This window comes from Planococcus donghaensis MPA1U2 (assembly GCF_000189395.1).
GTDB classification, from domain to species: Bacteria; Bacillota; Bacilli; order Bacillales_A; family Planococcaceae; genus Planococcus; species Planococcus donghaensis_B.
Map to the genome: position 1 here is coordinate 12,899 of NZ_AEPB01000064.1, position 18,235 is coordinate 31,133.

Consider the following 18,235-nt stretch of genomic DNA (forward strand, 5'->3'; position numbering starts at 1 on the left):
TTCGTGTGAAAACGGAAATGATTGTTGTGGATAAAAATGTGGATGAAGAAAATAGTTATGCACAAGCTGTGGAAAACTTGAAATCAGGTGAAGTTGTCGCTTTTCCTACAGAAACAGTTTACGGATTAGGAGCAGACGCGACAAATTTTGAAGCAGTTAGCAAAATATTCGAAGCAAAAGGACGCCCGGCAGATAATCCTTTAATTGTCCACGTGGATAAGAAAGAATCTGCATTAAATTATGTGCAAGAAGTTTCTGCAAAAGCGTTGCAATGTATGGATGCTTTTTGGCCAGGGGCGTTAACACTGATCATGCAAGCAAAGCCAGAAACGTTTGCGAATAATGTAACGGCAAACCTTCAAACAGTAGGAATTCGTGTGCCAAACCACCCTGTAGCGTTAAAGCTATTACAAGAAGTGAAATTACCTTTAGCAGCACCAAGTGCAAATACGAGTGGAAAACCAAGTCCAACGTTGGCCAGTCATGTTCGTCACGACATGGATGGTAGAATTCCGTTAATTTTAGATGGTGGCGCTACAGAAATTGGCATAGAGTCAACTGTATTAGATACCACTTGTGAACCACCAGTTATTTTGCGTCCTGGAAAAATAACAAAAGAGCAGATTGAACAGGTAATTGGCACAGTTCGTACATCGTCTGGAAACAAAGACAATGTGCCGAAATCACCAGGGATGAAATATATGCATTATGCACCTACTGCACCTTTATATTTGATTGAAGATGAAAAAAGCTTGATTGAAAAAGCGATACAATATGTGCAAGAAAAAGGAAAGCGTGTAGCTGTTATTAGTGAAACGGATTATCCACTTGCAGATTTCAATTTTCCATTATCAATGGAAAGTTTATATGCTAGTTTGCGAGAATGTGATTTAACTGATGCAGATTTAATATTAGCGCCAGTAAAATCAAGTGACCAAGATCAGGACGCATTGATGAACAGACTTGAAAAAGCAGCAGACCATAAATGGTTTAGTTGATCGGGTGAAAGGAGATAGATGATGAAGATTCTTTTTGTTTGTACGGGTAATACATGTCGCAGTCCTATGGCTGAAGCAATTGTGACAGCTAAAAATTTGAAAGAAATAGAAGCTCGTTCTGCGGGAATATTTGCAGGGGAAGCCCCTCTTTCTGAAAATGCACAGCTAGTATTGAACCAACAACAAATTTCTTTTAGTCATACTTCAAAACCATTAGATAGAGAAGACTTGGAATGGGCAGAACTGGTTTTAACGATGACCAATTCGCATAAAACAGCGATATTGCAAGCTTACCCTGAAACAGCAACAAAGCTTTTTACATTAAAAGAATTTGCAGCTGATTCAACAGCAGATGTTAGCGATCCTTACGGTGGACCACTCGCGCTTTATGAAAAAACATTCCAAGAGTTAAAATTATTAATCGACAAATTAATTGTGAAGTTGACTTGAATGAAAAGGCAGACAATCCGAGAGGCTAGTCTGTCTTTTTTGCGTGAAAATGGTAGAATTGATTTAAAGCGTAAAAGGTTTTGGACATAATTCGACAATGACGCTTTAACGGATCTATAAATTTGATTTCAAGAAAAGAGGGTTTATTATGAAAGTGGCAATCTCATCAGATCACGGCGGCAATAACTTGCGTAAGGAAATCGTTAACTTAATGAACGAAATCGGAATTGAATATCAGGATTTTGGTCCACATACAGACGATTCGGTAGATTATCCGGATTATGCAAAACCGGTTGCAGATCGCGTAGCAAGCGGAGAATTTGATCGCGGGATTTTGATTTGTGGGACAGGCATTGGCATGTCCATCTCTGCGAATAAAGTAAAAGGCATCCGTTGTGCTCTTGTTCATGATGTTTTCAGTGCAAAAGCAACAAGAGGGCATAATGATTCAAATATTTTAGCAATGGGCGAGCGCGTTATTGGCCCAGGACTTGCACGTGAAATTGCTCAAACTTGGTTGACTGAAGAATTCGAAGGCGGCAGACACGAAAAACGCATCCAAAAAATCACGGACCTCGAAAAATAAGGAGGAGTCGACATGCAAACTTTATGGCAATTGCAACTTGAAGAGGTTTTAAGTGAATTAGAGCAGCAGATCGAGTTCAGGAAAGGCCAAGTGTTTGTAGTCGGCTGCTCAACATCAGAAGTAGCAGGAAAACGCATCGGAACAGGCGGAGGGCTTGATATTGCCGAAAGCTTGTTTGAACCTTTAGAAAAATTCGCAGCTCGTCACCATATTTTTTTAGCATTCCAAGGTTGTGAGCATATTAATCGTGCTTTAACAGTAGAACGTCGGGCAGCTGAAAAATATGGTTGGGAGCCTGTCACCGTTGTACCAGCTCCAAAAGCGGGCGGTTCGTTGAGTGCATATGCATTCAGCAATATGGTCGATCCGGTAGTGGTAGAAGAAGTTCAGGCACATGCGGGAATTGATATTGGACAAACAATGATCGGAATGCATTTAAAAAGAGTTGCCGTTCCCTTGCGTACTTCTGTTAAACTAGTAGGTGAAGCGATCGTGGCATCTGCAACGACACGACCAAAATTAATTGGTGGTGAACGTGCGCGCTATAATCGTGAGCTTGTTCAATCACGGGAGGGATATACGGATGGAATTGATTAAGACGCAAGACCCAGCAGTATATGAAGCGATGAATGCAGAGAAAGAAAGACAGGAAGCGAATATCGAATTAATCGCTTCGGAAAACTTTGTTTCACAAGCGGTAATGGATGCACAAGGATCGGTGTTAACGAACAAATATGCAGAAGGCTATCCGGGCAAACGCTATTACGGTGGCTGTGAACATGTAGACGTTGTTGAAAACATCGCTCGCGACCGTCTGAAAGAAATTTTTGGTGCGGAACACGCGAACGTTCAACCTCATTCTGGATCTCAAGCCAACATGGCAGTTTATACAGCAGTTCTAGAAAAAGGCGATACGATTCTTGGGATGAACTTGAACCATGGCGGACATTTAACACATGGGAGTAAAGTGAATTTCAGTGGTATGCAATATAATTTCGTTGAGTACGGTGTGACAAAAGAAGAGCAATTGGTAGATTACGAGGCAGTTCGTCAAGCAGCATTAGAACATAAGCCAAAAATGATTGTTGCCGGAGCGAGCGCTTATTCTCGTCAATTGGATTTTGCGAAATTCCGTGAAATTGCTGATGAAATCGGAGCATACTTGATGGTTGATATGGCCCATATTGCTGGTTTAGTTGCTACTGGTGCTCATCCTAACCCAGTTCCACATGCTCATTTTGTAACATCGACTACGCATAAGACACTCCGTGGTCCACGTGGTGGATTAATTCTCTGCAAAGAGGAATTTGCGAAAAAAATCGATAAAACAATTTTCCCTGGAATTCAAGGTGGCCCGCTTATGCACGTAATTGCAGCAAAAGCTGTTGCATTTGGTGAAGCGCAAAAACCGGAATTCAAAACCTATATTGAACAAGTCGTGAAAAATGCTGATGCATTGGCAAATGCGCTAATTGCAGAAGGTGTAAATATCGTATCTGGCGGCACAGACAATCATTTGCTGTTGCTTGACCTTCGCTCGTTAAACTTAACGGGGAAAGTTGCAGAACATGTTCTTGATGAAGTGGGTATTACAACAAACAAAAATACCATTCCTTTCGACCCGGAAAGTCCATTTGTTACTTCGGGTATCCGTCTAGGAACTGCTGCCGTTACATCTCGTGGATTTAAAGAAGAAGACATGAAAGAAATTGCTGCAGTTATGGCGATGCTTCTGAAAAATCCAGAGGACGAAAATAGCAAAAAAGAAGCTGCAGAACGTGTTGCAAAGTTAACTGCTGCGCACCCGTTATATAAATAAGTTCACACAGCTGCCAATTATATATGTTGGCAGCTGTATTTTTATACTATAATAGAACTATCCTTAAGCAATCGAAGGCAAATCTAATATTTAAAACAAACTATACATATTCTTTAAAGGGGGCGCGTCGTATGCACACGCATGAACTAATAAATGATAATAAAGTAATCATGGAGTGGCTACGCCGTCTCGGTGTTAAATTCCATACATCGTTCTTAGTCATCAACTCCGAAGTAGAAGATCAGCCTATCGTTTATGCAAATGATGCCTTCTTTAAAATGATTGGCTACAGTGAAGAAGAGACGTTAGGACGTAATGGCCGATTTTTACATGGAGAAAAAACATCGCAAAAAGCGAGTGAAAACATACACGCTTGCATCGCTTCTGGGGAAACAGGAATCTTTGAAATCGTTAATTACCGAAAAAACGGCACTCCTTTTTGGAATGAACTATCTATTCAACCACTAACGTTTCCTGAAAAAAACCTTAAGTTCACGTTGTTGCTTCAACGCGATATTACCGAAAGAAAGCGTACAGAGGCGATGATTAAGCTTCAAAAACAAACCTATAAAAAAATCGAAAGTGGTCATAAACTTAGTTCGATTCTGCAAAATATTTGCCATACATGTGAATCGTTTTTTATTGATGGTGCGAAATGCACGGTTTTGTTGATTGATAATGAGGAACGAATATACACAATTGGCGCTACGCAGTCGATGCCCAAAAGCTTTGAAGAAGCGATTATTGGCTTGAAAGTAGAGGAAGATATAGGGACTTGTGGAGCAGCATTTTACCGAGGGCAGCCAGTAATAGTTGAAGATATGACTACAAATTACTTGTGGAGAAATCATCAACATTTAGTGGAGAAATACGGTTTAGTTTCAAGTTGGTCGATTCCAATCTTGAATATGGAAGATGCAACTATCGGTACATTTGGAATCTATTTTCCAGCACCAGTAACGCCAGATGAAAAAGATTTAAAATTCATGGAAAGTGTTGCTTCGATTGTATCTTTAGCCATTAAGTACTCACGTCAACACGAAGAAATTTTGAGGTTGGCCTATAGTGATGGGGATACAAATTTACCTAACCGAAATTATTTTAGAAACGAAATTGATAAATTGTTGAAAAAAAGCAAAGAAGGCTTTGTTGCTTTTATTTCAACAGATGAATATACAAAAGTGGTAGATCAGTATGGTCATCGTGCTGGGGACGCGCTCATGGGTGAAATCGGAAAACGCTTAATGCTGCATCAAAATTCTTCGGAAAATTTGATCGCTCGTTTTTCGGATTCAACGTTATCGCTGTATAGCATTACACCATTTGTCAAAATTCCAGAATACCTCGAACAGCTTATGCGTGGGTTTGCTGATCCTATCAAAGTAGGCGATATCGAATTATTTTTAACTTTGAAAATAGGCGTTGCGATCGTCATGCCGCACCAAAAAGATTCAGAAGAGTTAATCCGATGCTCAGACAGTGCGCTATCACAGGCGAAATTGCGCACAGGCGAAGCGATTTGCTATTTTGAAAGTGAGCTGGATGAATTTTTAATGCGAGATTTACGGGTTGCCAACGAATTAACGGCAGCGCTAAACCGCAATGAAATTGGTGTTCATCTGCAGCCGAAAGTCGATTTGGAAACGGGTGAAGTTTTAAGTTTTGAAGCTTTGGCACGTTGGACATCGCCAGACTTAGGCGTTATTCCTCCTGATATCTTTATTCCTGCGGCTGAGAAAAATGGCAAAATTAGATTGTTAGAAAAAAGTATTTTAAAGCAAGTACTAGAATGGATGAAAAAAAGAGTAGATCAAGGTTTAAAAATGAGACAAGTAGCGATTAACATATCTGCTGATCATTTTTTTCATCATTCTTTTGTACCGAACTTACTTGATATGACAACTGCTTACGGAATTGAACCAAAGTGGATTCGGTTAGAAATTACTGAACGTATTGGTTTTGTTGATATTGAAACTGCCAATAAAGTATTCAAGCACTTGAGATATTGTGGCTTTACAACGTCAATTGATGATTTTGGAACAGGCTACTCATCTCTTAGCTATCTCCAAAAGCTACCGATCGAAGAATTGAAGATTGATCGCTCGTTTATCTCGAATATGGATGAGCCAGGAACTTTGGCGATCATCCAAACGATTATCCAACTTGCGAGTAATTTGAATATGCATGCAGTAGCAGAAGGCGTAGAGACAGATAAAGAACGGAAGATTTTGTTGCGTCTTGGTTGTAAAGAAGGACAAGGTTATTTCTTCTACAAACCGATGCCACTTAACGAAGCGTTTCTATTATAAAAAGAATTGTGAAAACCAGAGAATAAATCTCTGGTTTTTTTTTGCGAAAAATTTTATAGGCGAAAATAACTGAATAATCCCAAAGCGGAAACTGACAACTTGAACGAAAGATTTTCTGTTATACTATTTAAGATAATGTTTGAAAAGGAGAGATAGGCCGTGGGAAAAGTATATGTTTTTGATCATCCGTTGATCCAGCATAAAGTGACTTACATCCGTGATAAGTCGACAGGTACTAAAGAATTTCGTGAATTGGTGGATGAAATTGCTACATTGATGGCATTTGAAATCACACGCGACTTGCCGTTACAAGAAATCGATGTGGAAACACCGGTACAAATGGCTAAGTCAAATGTTCTTGCAGGAAAAAAATTAGGCGTCGTTCCTATTTTACGTGCGGGAATTGGTATGGTAGATGGTATTTTGAAATTGATTCCAGCTGCTAAAGTTGGCCATATCGGCTTATACCGTGATCCAGTTACGTTGCAACCCGTCGAATATTATTTGAAGTTGCCTTCTGATGTGCAAGAACGTGAATTTATCGTTGTGGATCCAATGCTTGCTACAGGTGGATCAGCGATTGAAGCAGTTAACTCGATGAAAAAACGAGGCGCTGTAAAAATTCGCTTTATGTGCATTATTGCAGCTCCTGAAGGTGTGGAAGCTTTACAAGAAGCGCATCCGGATGTAGACATCTTCATCGCGGCTTTAGATGAAAAGTTAAATGAAAAAGGATATATTGTTCCAGGTCTTGGAGATGCTGGCGACCGTTTATTCGGAACAAAGTAAGAGAGCGAGGTAAATCAGTTTGACGAAAAAGTGGAAAGTAATGACGATATTTGGTACGCGTCCAGAAGCAATTAAAATGGCACCGCTTGTTTTGGAACTTCAAAAACATCCGAAAACCATTGAACCACTTGTAACGGTAACGGCACAGCATAGAGAAATGCTTGATCAAGTATTAGAGACATTCAAAATCACACCTGACTTTGATTTGAACATCATGAAAGATCGCCAAACATTGACCGACGTCACTATGCGCGCAATGCAAGGACTTGATGGAATCATGAAAGAGGCAAAGCCAGATATAGTGTTAGTGCATGGCGATACAACGACAACTTTCGCTGCGAGCCTAGCTGCTTTTTACAACCAAGTAGCAGTCGGTCACGTAGAAGCGGGCTTGCGTACGCATAACAAATACTCGCCATTTCCTGAGGAGATGAATCGTCAGTTGACGGGAGTCATAGCAGACATTCATTTTTCACCAACTGAAAAATCAGCTCAAAACTTGCTTGATGAAAACAAGAAAGCCGAAACAATTTATGTTACGGGCAATACAGCAATCGATGCTCTCCAAACAACAGTACGCGAAACGTATTCACATCCGATTTTGGAAAAAATCGGGAGCAACCGAATGATTTTATTGACAGCACATCGCCGTGAAAATCTAGGGCAGCCGATGCGCAATATGTTCCGCGCGATTAAGCGCTTGATCGAAGAGCACGATGATATTCAAGTGGTTTATCCTGTACATATGAACCCAGCTGTTCGAGAAGTAGCGGATGAAGTGTTAGGGCGTGATTCACGCATTCATTTGATTGAACCACTCGAAGTTTTAGATTTTCATAACTTTGCAGCCCGTTCCTATTTTATTTTGACCGATTCTGGCGGAATTCAAGAGGAAGCACCATCATTGGGCAAGCCAGTATTGGTTTTGCGTGATACTACTGAACGTCCAGAAGGCATTAGTGCAGGAACGTTGAAACTAGCAGGTACAGATGAAGAGACAATTTACGGCTTGGCGAAAGAATTGTTGACCGACGAAACTGCGTACAAAGCAATGTCTCAAGCTTCTAATCCGTATGGAGATGGAAAAGCATCTGCACGGATTGTCGAAGCGCTGCACACATATTTTTCAAAACTGTAAGTGAGTAAAACGGCCAATTCCACATTTTTTGTTGTCTAGTTGCATCGGCCAACTCCTCGGGATCAGAAATCATTCTGGCTAAGCGGTAAAAGACACCGCTTTACCATTCTGCTTTCTGACCGTCGGAGCTAAAACGGCCGATTCCACATATCTTGTTGAAATTTGTCCACAATATGTCAGAGGTAAATCGCTTGTGAAGTTTTTCACTTCTACTAATTGACATGATTTTACCCCTAATGTATGCTTACAAAGGGTATGCATGAGATGGTTTTCTTACATAGATTATGTAGGTGGAAGCCTGATGCGACTGCTCTTTTTGAGGGTATAATGTCAAATCAACGAGGTTCGAGGGGGTTGTCATGCACCCAACAAAAAAGCCCTTACAAGCGATGGCAATTTACAGCGCCATTCTGTCACAACTTGTTGGGTCCGTACTCATCGGGGTGTTCACGGGTATGTGGCTTGATGAAAAGGTAGGAACCGCACCATTTTTCATGATCATCTGCCTATTTATAGGCATCACTGCCGGTGTTTGGGCAATGCTTCAGACCGTCCGCAAATTCGAATCAGGAGACAAGTAGAAAATGGATGGACTAAGGGAGATATACACAAGACTAAAAAAGATGATTATTTTCATCTTAGCGCTCTACGTTATTGGTTGGGGGTTTACCTCTTATCAAGAAGTGTTCGCGGGTCTCATAATCGGAACTTTGTTCGGCATTTATAATATGTGGATTCTTGTTCGTCGGATGGAGAAATTTGACCGTGCGGTGGCTGAAGGCTCGAAAGTTCGTTCGCTTGGAACGGCATTACGGTTTGCATCAGGTGTTGCTGCTGTGGCGATTGCAATTTTGTTCGCAGAGCACATTCACTTGGTCAGTACGGTAATAGGGTTGATGGTCCCTTATGCTCTGTTGTTAACAGAGCGGATTATTTATCACGTGAAACACCATTAACAATGTGGAAAGAGAGGTGAAACTATCGTGGAACATGGCGCTCCTATGCACGAGGTGTTCGGGATCTGGTTCAACCTATCAAACGTTATGATGCTACTTGTAGCCGCTCTTATCGTCTTCCTTATTGCTTTTGTCGCTACGCGGAATTTGCAGCTCAAACCAACGGGCATGCAAAACTTCATGGAATGGATCATGGATTTCGTGAAAGGGATTATTAACAGCAATATGGATTGGAAAGATGGTGGCCGATTCCATGTTCTTGGAATCACCTTAATCATGTTCATTTTTGTTGCGAACATGTTAGGTCTTCCATTTGCAATAGTTGTTAACGGAGATCTTTGGTGGAAATCACCAACAGCTGATCCAACAGTAACAATGACATTAGCCGCTACGGTACTCATCTTGAGTCATTATTATGGCATCAAGTTGAAAGGGTTAAAAGGATATGCCGGAGGCTATATTAAGCCAATGCCATTCTTATTCCCACTAAAAGTCATTGAAGAATTCGCAAATACGTTGACACTCGGTCTACGTCTTTACGGGAACATCTATGCGGGGGAAATCTTGTTAACTTTGTTAGCAGGTCTCGCATCAGCAAGTATTTTTGGATTTGCAGCAGCTATCCTGCCAATGATGTTATGGCAAGGCTTCTCGATCTTTATCGGGGCAATTCAAGCGTTCATTTTCGTTATGTTGACAATGGTTTATTTATCGCATAAAGTTGCCGACGACCATTGAGTATAAAACCGCTCTTATGAGCAAAAAAAAACAATTATCCTGAGGAGGACATTTTAAAATGGGTTTATTAGCAGCAGCAATTGCAGTAGGTTTAGCAGCACTAGGTGCAGGTATTGGTAACGGTCTTATCGTTTCAAAAACAGTTGAAGGTATCGCTCGTCAGCCAGAAGCTCGTGGCGTATTACAAACAACAATGTTTATCGGGGTTGCATTGGTTGAGGCATTGCCAATCATCGCTGTAGTTATCGCGTTCATCGTAATGAACCGCTAGTATTTTTATACAAAATTTAAATGGTGGGGATGCTACTATATGGTTTTCGCCATTTAAACTTGTATGCAACATTTGCATTTGAAAGTTCATCTTGTACTAAATAAAGATCTTACTATAGAAGAAATTGCATTTTAGGCTCTTGAAGGGAGTGAAACAATCGTGTTTTTTGATCACCTCGTACTCGGTGCAACCGGGGAGTTTTTGAATATTGGAGACATTCTCGCTACACTTGTCATCTTCATTGGGTTAATGTTGCTTTTGAAGAAATTCGCATGGGGTCCTTTGATGGGCGTAATGCAGCAACGTGAAGATTTGATCAAGAGTGAAATTGAAACAGCTGAAAACAGCCGTTTAGAATCTCAAAAAATGCTTGAAGAACAGCGTGGTCTACTTAAAGACGCACGTACACAAGCACAAGAAATCGTTGAAAACGCTAAAAAGCAAGGCGAAGTTTCGCGTGAGGAAATTATTACAACAGCGCGTGCTGAGTCTAGCCGTATGAAAGAAGCAGCAGTTCAAGAAATTGCAAACGAAAGAGATAAAGCTATTTCAGCTGTTCGTGAAGAAGTTGTGGCATTGTCACTACTTGCTGCTACGAAAGTGCTTGAAAAAGAAATCTCTGAGGAAGACAACCGTCAGTTGATTAACGAAACGATTGCGAAGGCAGGCGAAGTTCAGTGAGTCAAGTTGCAGAACGCTACGCTTTAGCATTGTTCCAAGTCGCTCAAAAGCATGAATCGTCTTTGGATATCGAACATGATTTACGTGAAGTGAAAAAAGTCTTTGAACTGACTCCAGAACTTTACAATTTGATTGTATCTCCAAAACTTTCGGCTGATAAAAGAACAAACTTGATCAATGAAGTGTTTAGTGGGGCAAATCCGTTTGTCGTAAATACACTTCAATTGATGGCAGAACGCAAACGTTTAGATGAAGTAAAGTCAATGGTAGACGAATTTATTACTTTGTCTAACAATGCACAAGGAATTGAAGATGCAGAAGTTTATTCTACACGTCCTTTGACTGAAGAAGAACGCTCTTCTATCTCTTCCGTATTCGCTAAAAAAATCGGGAAACAATCTTTACGAATTGAAAACATTATCGATCCATCGTTAATCGGCGGATTGCGTATTCAAATCGGAAACCGCATTTACGACAGCAGCGTGAGCACGAAATTAGCACGTCTGCAACGTCAATTAATCGGTTAATTATGAAATTATGAGAGGGTGACATACATGAGCATCAAAGCTGAAGAAATCAGCGGTCTGATTAAACAACAGATTGAAAATTATCAATCAGAGATGAAAGTTGACGACGTTGGTACAGTAATCACCATTGGTGATGGTATCGCACGCGCTCATGGCCTCGACAACATCATGGCTGGAGAACTTGTAGAGTTCTCTACTGGTGCTATTGGTATGGCGCAAAACTTGGAAGCCAACAACGTTGGTATCATTATCCTTGGCCCATACAAAGACATCAAAGAAGGCGATGAAGTACGTCGAACTGGCCGTATTATGGAAGTACCAGTAGGAAACGAACTTATTGGACGTGTAGTAAATCCACTTGGACAACCTGTTGACGGTCTTGGACCAATCAACACAACAAAATCTCGTCCAATTGAAAGCCCTGCACAAGGCGTTATGGCCCGTAAATCGGTTCATGAACCACTTCAAACAGGTATTAAAGCTATTGACGCACTTGTGCCAATCGGTCGTGGACAGCGCGAATTGATTATCGGTGACCGTCAGACAGGTAAAACTTCTGTAGCAATCGATACAATCTTAAACCAAGCTGACCAAGATATGATTTGTATCTATGTTGCAATCGGACAAAAAGAATCTACTGTACGTAACGTAGTAGAAACTTTCCGTAAAAATGGAGCTCTAGATTACACAATCGTTGTAACGGCTTCAGCTTCACAACCAGCTCCATTATTATACTTGGCTCCTTATGCAGGTATCACTATGGCTGAAGAATTCATGTTTGAAGGCAAACATGTGTTGATCGTCTATGATGATTTAACAAAACAAGCATCTGCTTACCGCGAACTTTCACTATTGCTTCGTCGTCCACCAGGCCGTGAAGCTTATCCAGGTGACGTTTTCTACTTGCACTCACGTTTACTTGAGCGTGCTGCGAAATTAAACGAAACTCTTGGAGCAGGATCTATCACAGCATTGCCGTTCGTAGAAACGCAAGCTGGCGATATCGCTGCATATATTCCTACAAACGTTATCTCGATTACAGATGGTCAGATTTTCCTTCAGTCGGATCTATTCTTCTCGGGTGTACGCCCAGCAATCAACGCTGGTCTTTCTGTATCACGTGTAGGTGGTTCAGCTCAGATCAAAGCAATGAAAAAAGTTGCGGGTACATTACGTCTTGACTTAGCGGCTTTCCGTGAACTTGAGTCATTCTCTCAGTTCGGTTCAGACCTTGATGCTGCAACTGCTGCGAAACTTGAGCGTGGGAAACGTACAGTTGAAGTCTTGAAACAAGACTTGAACAACCCAATCAAAGTTGAAAAACAAGTTGTTATTTTCTATGCGTTAACTCGTGGATTCCTTGACGATATCGCTATCAACGACATTTCTCGCTTTGAAGCTGAATTGACAAGCTGGTTGGATACAAACCACACAGAAATTTTGGATACTATTCGCACAACTCAAGGCTTACCTGCTGATGACGCATTTGCTGCAGCGATTAATGAATTCAAACGCACATTTGCTAAATCTGAGTAATACCGAGTTCGAATATGAAGAAAAAATAATAAGGTGGTGAAATACCAGTGGCATCATTACGCGATATAAAAAACCGAATTACGTCAACAAAGAAAACAAGTCAGATCACAAGAGCCATGCAAATGGTTTCTGCATCTAAACTAAGCCGTGCGGAAGTAAATGCGAAAGCATTCGTTCCATATATGCACAAAATTCAGGACGTAGTAGCATCAATCGCTGCCGGGTCTTCGGACACGAGCAACCCGATGATGGTCGCTCGCCCTGTAAAGAAAACCGCTTATTTAGTGATTACATCAGATCGTGGTTTAGTAGGCGGATATAACAGTAATATTCTTCGTACTGTTATGAGTAGAATTCGTGAACGACACACATCTAATGACGACTTTGTTATCCTAAGCGTTGGCCGGAAAGGAAAAGAATTCTTTACAAAACAAGGAATGACAATTCTTGAAAGTGCAATTGCACTTCCGGATCATCCGACGTTTGCGGATATTAAAGAAATAACGCGCAAAGCTGTTGGTATGTTCTCAGATGGTACGTATGACGAAGTTTATATGTACTACAATCACTTTGTTTCAGCAATTCAACAAGAAGTCACAGAGAAAAAAGTCTTGCCGCTGACGGATATTCAACCGACTGGATCAACTGCATCTTATGAATTTGATCCTTCAGCAGAAGCGATTTTGGAAGTTCTTCTTCCACAATACGCAGAAAGCTTGATCTTTGGGGCTGTTCTTGACGGCAAAGCGAGTGAACATGCTGCTTCCATGACAGCAATGAAGAGCGCGACCGATAATGCGTCTGATTTGATTAATGGACTGACACTACAATATAACCGTGCACGCCAAGCGGCAATTACTCAGGAAATCACTGAAATTGTCGGCGGAGCATCTGCTTTAGAATAAGAAATGCAGAGGTGCCCATCTAGATTCGACGGGCTTAAGACAGAACGCACAGGAAATGTAATTTCCGAAGTGGGCTGACTTAAGACCCCGAGAATCTGGGCACCGGAGCTAGACAATAAGAAATGCAGAGGTGCCCATGTAGATGGGCACTATATTCTGCTAATACTAAAACTGCGAACTTCTTTAAATAGAAGTTTTTAAAAACGTAAGACAGGAGGGAACAGCATGAACACAGGACACGTTCTTCAGGTTATGGGACCAGTTGTAGATGTTAAGTTTGCTAACGGCCAACTTCCAGCTATCTATAATGCCCTAACTGTAAATATTGATCGTCCCGGACAAGCTCAAGTTGTTTTGACACTTGAAGTGGCTCTTCACCTTGGTGACGATTCAGTCCGTACAATCGCGATGGAATCTACTGATGGATTACAACGTGGTTCAGTAGTAACTGACTTGGGCAGAGCAATTTCTGTTCCAGTTGGAGATGTAACATTAGGTCGTGTATTCAACGTACTTGGTGAAATTATCGATTTAGGGGAAGAAATTCCGTTAACAGAGCGCCGTGACCCGATTCACCGTTCTGCACCTACATTCGAACATTTATCCACAGAAGTTGAAATTCTTGAAACAGGTATTAAAGTTGTTGACTTGCTTGCTCCTTATATTAAAGGTGGTAAAATCGGTCTCTTCGGTGGTGCCGGTGTAGGTAAAACAGTTCTTATCCAAGAATTGATCAACAACATCGCACAAGAACACGGTGGTTTATCCGTATTCGCTGGTGTTGGTGAACGTACACGTGAAGGAAATGACTTATTCCACGAGATGAGCGAATCTGGTGTTATTAAGAAAACGGCAATGGTTTTCGGTCAAATGAACGAGCCACCAGGCGCACGTATGCGTGTTGCTTTGTCTGGTTTGACGATGGCTGAATACTTCCGTGACGAACAAGGCGCGGACGTTCTTCTTTTCATCGACAATATCTTCCGTTTCACACAAGCAGGATCTGAAGTATCGGCATTACTTGGTCGCATGCCATCAGCAGTTGGTTACCAACCAACACTTGCTACAGAAATGGGTCAATTACAAGAACGTATTACAACAACAAGTGCAGGTTCAGTAACATCTATCCAAGCAATTTATGTACCAGCCGATGACTATACGGATCCGGCTCCGGCTACAACTTTCGCTCACTTAGATGCAACAACTAACCTTGAGCGTAAACTTTCTGAGATGGGTATTTACCCAGCGGTAGATCCTTTAGCTTCAACTTCTCGTGCATTGTCACCTGAAATTGTTGGTGCGGAACATTACGCAATCTCACGTGAAGTTCAAGAAACTTTACAACGTTACAGAGAATTACAAGATATCATTGCTATCCTTGGTATGGATGAGTTAAGTGATGAAGACAAGCTGACGGTTAACCGTGCACGCCGTGTTCAAAACTTCTTATCTCAAAACTTCCACGTTGCTGAACAGTTCACAGGACAAAAAGGTTCTTACGTTCCAGTTCAAGAAACGATCAAAGGATTCCGCGGAATTCTTGATGGAAAATATGACCACTTGCCAGAAGATGCTTTCCGTTTAGTTGGCCGCATTGAAGAAGTTATTGCAAAAGCTAAAAGCATGGGCGTAGAAGTCTAAAACCAGGGACCAGGAGGGAAAAAAATGAAGACCATTACAGTCAATATTGTCACTCCCGACGGCCCGGTATACGATTCAGAAGTATCTATGGTTATTGCAGTTACATCAACAGGTGAGATGGGTATTTTACCAGGTCACATTCCAACAGTTGCTCCTCTTGGAATCGGTGCAGTCCGATTAAAGAAAGAGAACTCTACAGAATTAGTTGCTGTAAATGGTGGATTTCTAGAAATCCGCCCTGAAAAAGTGACTATCCTTGCACAATCGGCTGAACGCGCGACAGACATTGATCTATCACGTGCTCAAGAATCCGCTAAACGTGCAGAAGCACTCTTACAGGCAAATAAAGATGAAATCGACTTTAAACGTGCAGAATTGGCGTTAAAGCGTGCGATGAATCGTATCAACGTTTATGAGGGTAACATTTAAAGAAAAGTGAAAACGGCCGTTCAGCTCCGACAGGCATAAGACAGACCAACAGTGTAGCGTTCTTTGCCACGCAGGTGGGCTGCCTTATGACCCGAGGAGTTGGCCGTTGGAACTAGACAGTAAGAAAAGCGTAAGTGCCCATGTAGATTCGATGGGCATAAGACGCACTGGCGAAGCGGCGTTCTTTGCCGTATAGAAAGAAAAGTGAAAGTGCCTGTTTAGCTCTGACAGGCATAAGACAGACCAGTAGTGTGGCGACTTTTGCCACACGGCTGGGTTGCCTTATGACCCGAAGAGCTAGGCACTTGCAACTGGACAGTCAGAGTGGCTTATGACCCTAGAATCTGGGCACTGAAACTAAAAAAAGTAAAAGCGGACAGAAGGGCAACTGACTTTTGTCCGCTTTTTCTAATTTAAATAAATTAATATCTAACGATGAGAGGATGAGTCAAATGGAAATGATGATTGGGCAAACTGCGTTAATATCGATCTTTAGTCATATTTTCTTCACGGGCGTCGCTTTTTACGCAATGCGTGCATTAATGATAGAAAAACTGGTACACAAACATCATATTTTACAGGCGCAAATTCTTTATATTTTTCTTAGTATTTCAATAGGGACCTTGGTATCTACTTTTTTCCTAAATATTTCATCGTGGTCACGGCAATTGCCTTATCTATTTTAAAATTGCCGTTTTGCCATGTCTTTGACACTCATAGCTATGGCAAAACGGCAAAATCTTTATTTCCTGGGAAATAAATTCGTGTATAAGGTTTAAATGCTATATAGAGGGGAAAAGGTCTAATAGCTTGTTATTAAAACGTGACTTTCTTCCCTGACGGACACAAAAACAACATGCTATTCGAATAACATAAAGTCCGAATCGAAATACAGCACAAAATGAGAGTAAATTTGCTTGATTTTTATTAAAAAAGAAGGTAATATGAGTAAGGTTTTGTTTCTTAAGAATGACTTTGGACTTTATAGCGTAAATAGGAATATATAGATGAATATTAAACACATGGAGGGCATATTAGTGGATCAGATTATCGTAAAAGGCGGCCAAAAGTTAAAAGGAAAGGTACGGGTAGAAGGGGCTAAAAACGCAGTTTTACCTGTATTGGCTGGAGCATTATTAGCTTCAAATGGCAAAAGTATTATTAAAGAAGTACCGAATTTAGCAGATGTTTATACAATTCAAGAAGTGTTAAGAAGTTTGAATGTAACTGTTGAATATTTCCCGGAAAAAAATGAAATGATGATTGATGCATCAGCAACTTTATCGAGTGAAGCTCAATTCGAATACGTTCGTAAAATGCGCGCTTCAATTTTAGTGATGGGACCTGTTCTTGCACGTAACGGTTTTGCACGTGTAGCTTTACCAGGTGGTTGTGCAATAGGTTCACGTCCAATCGATCAACACTTAAAAGGATTTGAAGCAATGGGCGCGAGTATTACCTTTGGTAATGGTTTCGTAGAAGCTAAAACAAATGGCCGCTTACGCGGAGCAAAAATCTATTTAGATTTCCCAAGTGTTGGTGCTACGGAAAACATTATGATGGCTGCTGCGTTAGCTGAAGGTACGACTATTATCGAAAACGCTGCTAAAGAGCCGGAAATTGTTGATGTGGCTAACTACATCAATGAAATGGGCGGTCGCGTTATCGGTGCAGGTACAGATACAATGCGTATTGAAGGTGTAGAAGAAATGCATGGCGCTACACATTATATTATTCCGGATCGTGTTGAAGCTGGAACATTCATGGTAGCTGCAGCAATTACTGAAGGCGATGTAATCATCGAAAACGCTGTTCCTGAGCATATGGCTGCGTTAATTTCTAAAATGGGTGAAATGGGTGTCGATATTAAAGAAACTGAAGAGGGATTACGTATTCGTTCTAATCGTCCACTTCGTTCAATTGACATTAAAACAATGCCACATCCAGGATTCCCAACAGACATGCAATCGCAAATGATGTCATTAATGCTTACTGCAACAGGTAACGGCATCTTGACAGAAACTGTTTTTGAAAATCGCTTTATGCACGTGGAAGAATTCCGTCGCATGAACGCTTCAGTGAAGATTGAAGGACGTTCTGTCATCATGGAAGGGCCATCTAAACTACAAGGCGCAGAAGTTGCTGCTACAGACTTACGTGCTGCAGCTGCATTAATTCTTGCAGGTCTTGCTGCTGATGGAATTACACGAGTTACCGAACTTTATCACTTAGATCGTGGATATGTAGGCTTCCATACAAAACTTGCTGCTTTAGGCGCTGATATTGAGCGTGTAACTGTTGAACAAGCTGAAGAGAAAGTCGAGCAATTGGTCTAATACCATTTATCATAAGCTTGCGGAGCTGGTTACCAGTTCCGCAAGCTTTTTTAATGGAATGGATGATGACAAGGAATTTTGTCAATGCAATCTTCACTATGATAAAATATTCAGTTAAGAGAAGGT

Annotated in this window: 20 protein-coding genes; all 20 read left to right on the forward strand. The window is 41.1% G+C overall.

Going from position 1 to position 18,235, the window contains the following annotated elements:
* Window positions 1–5: 5 nt before the first annotated feature.
* The 20 genes from GPDM_RS15740 to murA all read left to right on the forward strand — a co-directional run bounded on the left by GPDM_RS15740 (window position 6) and on the right by murA (window position 18,109).
* A complete protein-coding gene (locus GPDM_RS15740; RefSeq protein ID WP_008432986.1) occupies window positions 6–998 on the forward strand; it encodes an L-threonylcarbamoyladenylate synthase in 993 nt (330 codons plus the stop codon).
* A gap of 21 nt (window positions 999–1,019) precedes the next feature.
* Entirely contained in the window at window positions 1,020–1,448 is a 429-nt protein-coding gene (locus GPDM_RS15745) for a low molecular weight protein arginine phosphatase (protein ID WP_008432987.1), read from the forward strand.
* Window positions 1,449–1,596: 148 nt separating this feature from the next.
* Window positions 1,597–2,034: a ribose 5-phosphate isomerase B gene (gene rpiB / locus GPDM_RS15750; protein ID WP_008432989.1), complete on the forward strand. Its 438-nt coding sequence runs from the start codon at window positions 1,597–1,599 to the stop codon at window positions 2,032–2,034.
* A gap of 12 nt (window positions 2,035–2,046) precedes the next feature.
* A complete protein-coding gene (locus GPDM_RS15755) occupies window positions 2,047–2,631 on the forward strand; it encodes a TIGR01440 family protein (RefSeq protein ID WP_008432990.1) in 585 nt (194 codons plus the stop codon).
* Window positions 2,618–3,853: a serine hydroxymethyltransferase gene (gene glyA / locus GPDM_RS15760; RefSeq protein ID WP_008432992.1), complete on the forward strand. Its 1,236-nt coding sequence runs from the start codon at window positions 2,618–2,620 to the stop codon at window positions 3,851–3,853. The genes GPDM_RS15755 and glyA overlap by 14 nt, the downstream gene beginning before the upstream one ends.
* A gap of 131 nt (window positions 3,854–3,984) precedes the next feature.
* Window positions 3,985–6,162, forward strand: coding sequence for an EAL domain-containing protein (locus GPDM_RS15765; protein ID WP_008432994.1), 2,178 nt, complete (start codon window positions 3,985–3,987; stop codon window positions 6,160–6,162).
* A 159-nt stretch (window positions 6,163–6,321) separates the two neighbouring features.
* A complete protein-coding gene (gene upp, locus GPDM_RS15770; RefSeq protein ID WP_008432996.1) occupies window positions 6,322–6,951 on the forward strand; it encodes a uracil phosphoribosyltransferase in 630 nt (209 codons plus the stop codon).
* Window positions 6,952–6,970: 19 nt separating this feature from the next.
* Window positions 6,971–8,089, forward strand: coding sequence for a non-hydrolyzing UDP-N-acetylglucosamine 2-epimerase (wecB, locus tag GPDM_RS15775; RefSeq protein WP_008432998.1), 1,119 nt, complete (start codon window positions 6,971–6,973; stop codon window positions 8,087–8,089).
* A 359-nt stretch (window positions 8,090–8,448) separates the two neighbouring features.
* Entirely contained in the window at window positions 8,449–8,670 is a 222-nt protein-coding gene (locus GPDM_RS15780; RefSeq protein ID WP_008433000.1) for an AtpZ/AtpI family protein, read from the forward strand.
* A 3-nt stretch (window positions 8,671–8,673) separates the two neighbouring features.
* Window positions 8,674–9,045 (forward strand): ATP synthase subunit I, encoded by a 372-nt coding sequence (locus tag GPDM_RS15785; protein ID WP_008433001.1) that lies wholly within the window; start codon window positions 8,674–8,676, stop codon window positions 9,043–9,045.
* 27 nt (window positions 9,046–9,072) lie between these two features.
* Complete coding sequence (gene atpB / locus GPDM_RS15790; protein WP_008433002.1) at window positions 9,073–9,783, forward strand: F0F1 ATP synthase subunit A; 711 nt, start codon at window positions 9,073–9,075, stop codon at window positions 9,781–9,783.
* A gap of 58 nt (window positions 9,784–9,841) precedes the next feature.
* Window positions 9,842–10,054, forward strand: a complete 213-nt coding sequence (gene atpE / locus GPDM_RS15795; protein ID WP_008433003.1) for a F0F1 ATP synthase subunit C — start codon at window positions 9,842–9,844, stop codon at window positions 10,052–10,054.
* Window positions 10,055–10,213: 159 nt separating this feature from the next.
* Window positions 10,214–10,735: a F0F1 ATP synthase subunit B gene (gene atpF, locus GPDM_RS15800; protein WP_008433005.1), complete on the forward strand. Its 522-nt coding sequence runs from the start codon at window positions 10,214–10,216 to the stop codon at window positions 10,733–10,735.
* The gene (locus tag GPDM_RS15805) at window positions 10,732–11,262 is read left to right on the forward strand and encodes a F0F1 ATP synthase subunit delta (protein WP_008433007.1); all 531 of its coding nucleotides are present in this window, start codon (window positions 10,732–10,734) and stop codon (window positions 11,260–11,262) included. Before atpF ends, GPDM_RS15805 begins: the two co-directional genes overlap by 4 nt.
* Before the next feature lie 27 nt (window positions 11,263–11,289).
* Window positions 11,290–12,798 carry a F0F1 ATP synthase subunit alpha gene (gene atpA, locus GPDM_RS15810; protein ID WP_008433009.1) on the forward strand — a complete coding sequence of 503 codons (1,509 nt, stop codon included), beginning with the start codon at window positions 11,290–11,292 and terminating at the stop codon, window positions 12,796–12,798.
* Window positions 12,799–12,845: 47 nt separating this feature from the next.
* The gene (gene atpG, locus GPDM_RS15815) at window positions 12,846–13,703 is read left to right on the forward strand and encodes an ATP synthase F1 subunit gamma (protein ID WP_008433011.1); all 858 of its coding nucleotides are present in this window, start codon (window positions 12,846–12,848) and stop codon (window positions 13,701–13,703) included.
* A 225-nt stretch (window positions 13,704–13,928) separates the two neighbouring features.
* Window positions 13,929–15,344: a F0F1 ATP synthase subunit beta gene (gene atpD, locus GPDM_RS15820; RefSeq protein ID WP_008433012.1), complete on the forward strand. Its 1,416-nt coding sequence runs from the start codon at window positions 13,929–13,931 to the stop codon at window positions 15,342–15,344.
* Window positions 15,345–15,368: 24 nt separating this feature from the next.
* Window positions 15,369–15,773 carry a F0F1 ATP synthase subunit epsilon gene (locus GPDM_RS15825; protein ID WP_008433014.1) on the forward strand — a complete coding sequence of 135 codons (405 nt, stop codon included), beginning with the start codon at window positions 15,369–15,371 and terminating at the stop codon, window positions 15,771–15,773.
* 452 nt (window positions 15,774–16,225) lie between these two features.
* Window positions 16,226–16,459 carry a DUF1146 family protein gene (locus tag GPDM_RS15830; RefSeq protein WP_008433017.1) on the forward strand — a complete coding sequence of 78 codons (234 nt, stop codon included), beginning with the start codon at window positions 16,226–16,228 and terminating at the stop codon, window positions 16,457–16,459.
* Window positions 16,460–16,810: 351 nt separating this feature from the next.
* Complete coding sequence (murA, locus tag GPDM_RS15835) at window positions 16,811–18,109, forward strand: UDP-N-acetylglucosamine 1-carboxyvinyltransferase (protein ID WP_008433020.1); 1,299 nt, start codon at window positions 16,811–16,813, stop codon at window positions 18,107–18,109.
* Window positions 18,110–18,235: the final 126 nt, after the last annotated feature.

Coding starts and splice junctions, on each gene's coding strand:
- GPDM_RS15745 (WP_008432987.1), top strand. CDS start 1,020: ATGAAGATTCTTTTTGTTTGTACGGGTAATACATGTCGCAGTCCTATG.
- rpiB (WP_008432989.1), top strand. CDS start 1,597: ATGAAAGTGGCAATCTCATCAGATCACGGCGGCAATAACTTGCGTAAG.
- GPDM_RS15755 (WP_008432990.1), top strand. CDS start 2,047: ATGCAAACTTTATGGCAATTGCAACTTGAAGAGGTTTTAAGTGAATTA.
- glyA (WP_008432992.1), top strand. CDS start 2,618: ATGGAATTGATTAAGACGCAAGACCCAGCAGTATATGAAGCGATGAAT.
- GPDM_RS15765 (WP_008432994.1), top strand. CDS start 3,985: ATGCACACGCATGAACTAATAAATGATAATAAAGTAATCATGGAGTGG.
- GPDM_RS15780 (WP_008433000.1), top strand. CDS start 8,449: ATGCACCCAACAAAAAAGCCCTTACAAGCGATGGCAATTTACAGCGCC.
- GPDM_RS15785 (WP_008433001.1), top strand. CDS start 8,674: ATGGATGGACTAAGGGAGATATACACAAGACTAAAAAAGATGATTATT.
- atpE (WP_008433003.1), top strand. CDS start 9,842: ATGGGTTTATTAGCAGCAGCAATTGCAGTAGGTTTAGCAGCACTAGGT.
- atpA (WP_008433009.1), top strand. CDS start 11,290: ATGAGCATCAAAGCTGAAGAAATCAGCGGTCTGATTAAACAACAGATT.
- atpD (WP_008433012.1), top strand. CDS start 13,929: ATGAACACAGGACACGTTCTTCAGGTTATGGGACCAGTTGTAGATGTT.
- GPDM_RS15825 (WP_008433014.1), top strand. CDS start 15,369: ATGAAGACCATTACAGTCAATATTGTCACTCCCGACGGCCCGGTATAC.
- GPDM_RS15830 (WP_008433017.1), top strand. CDS start 16,226: ATGGAAATGATGATTGGGCAAACTGCGTTAATATCGATCTTTAGTCAT.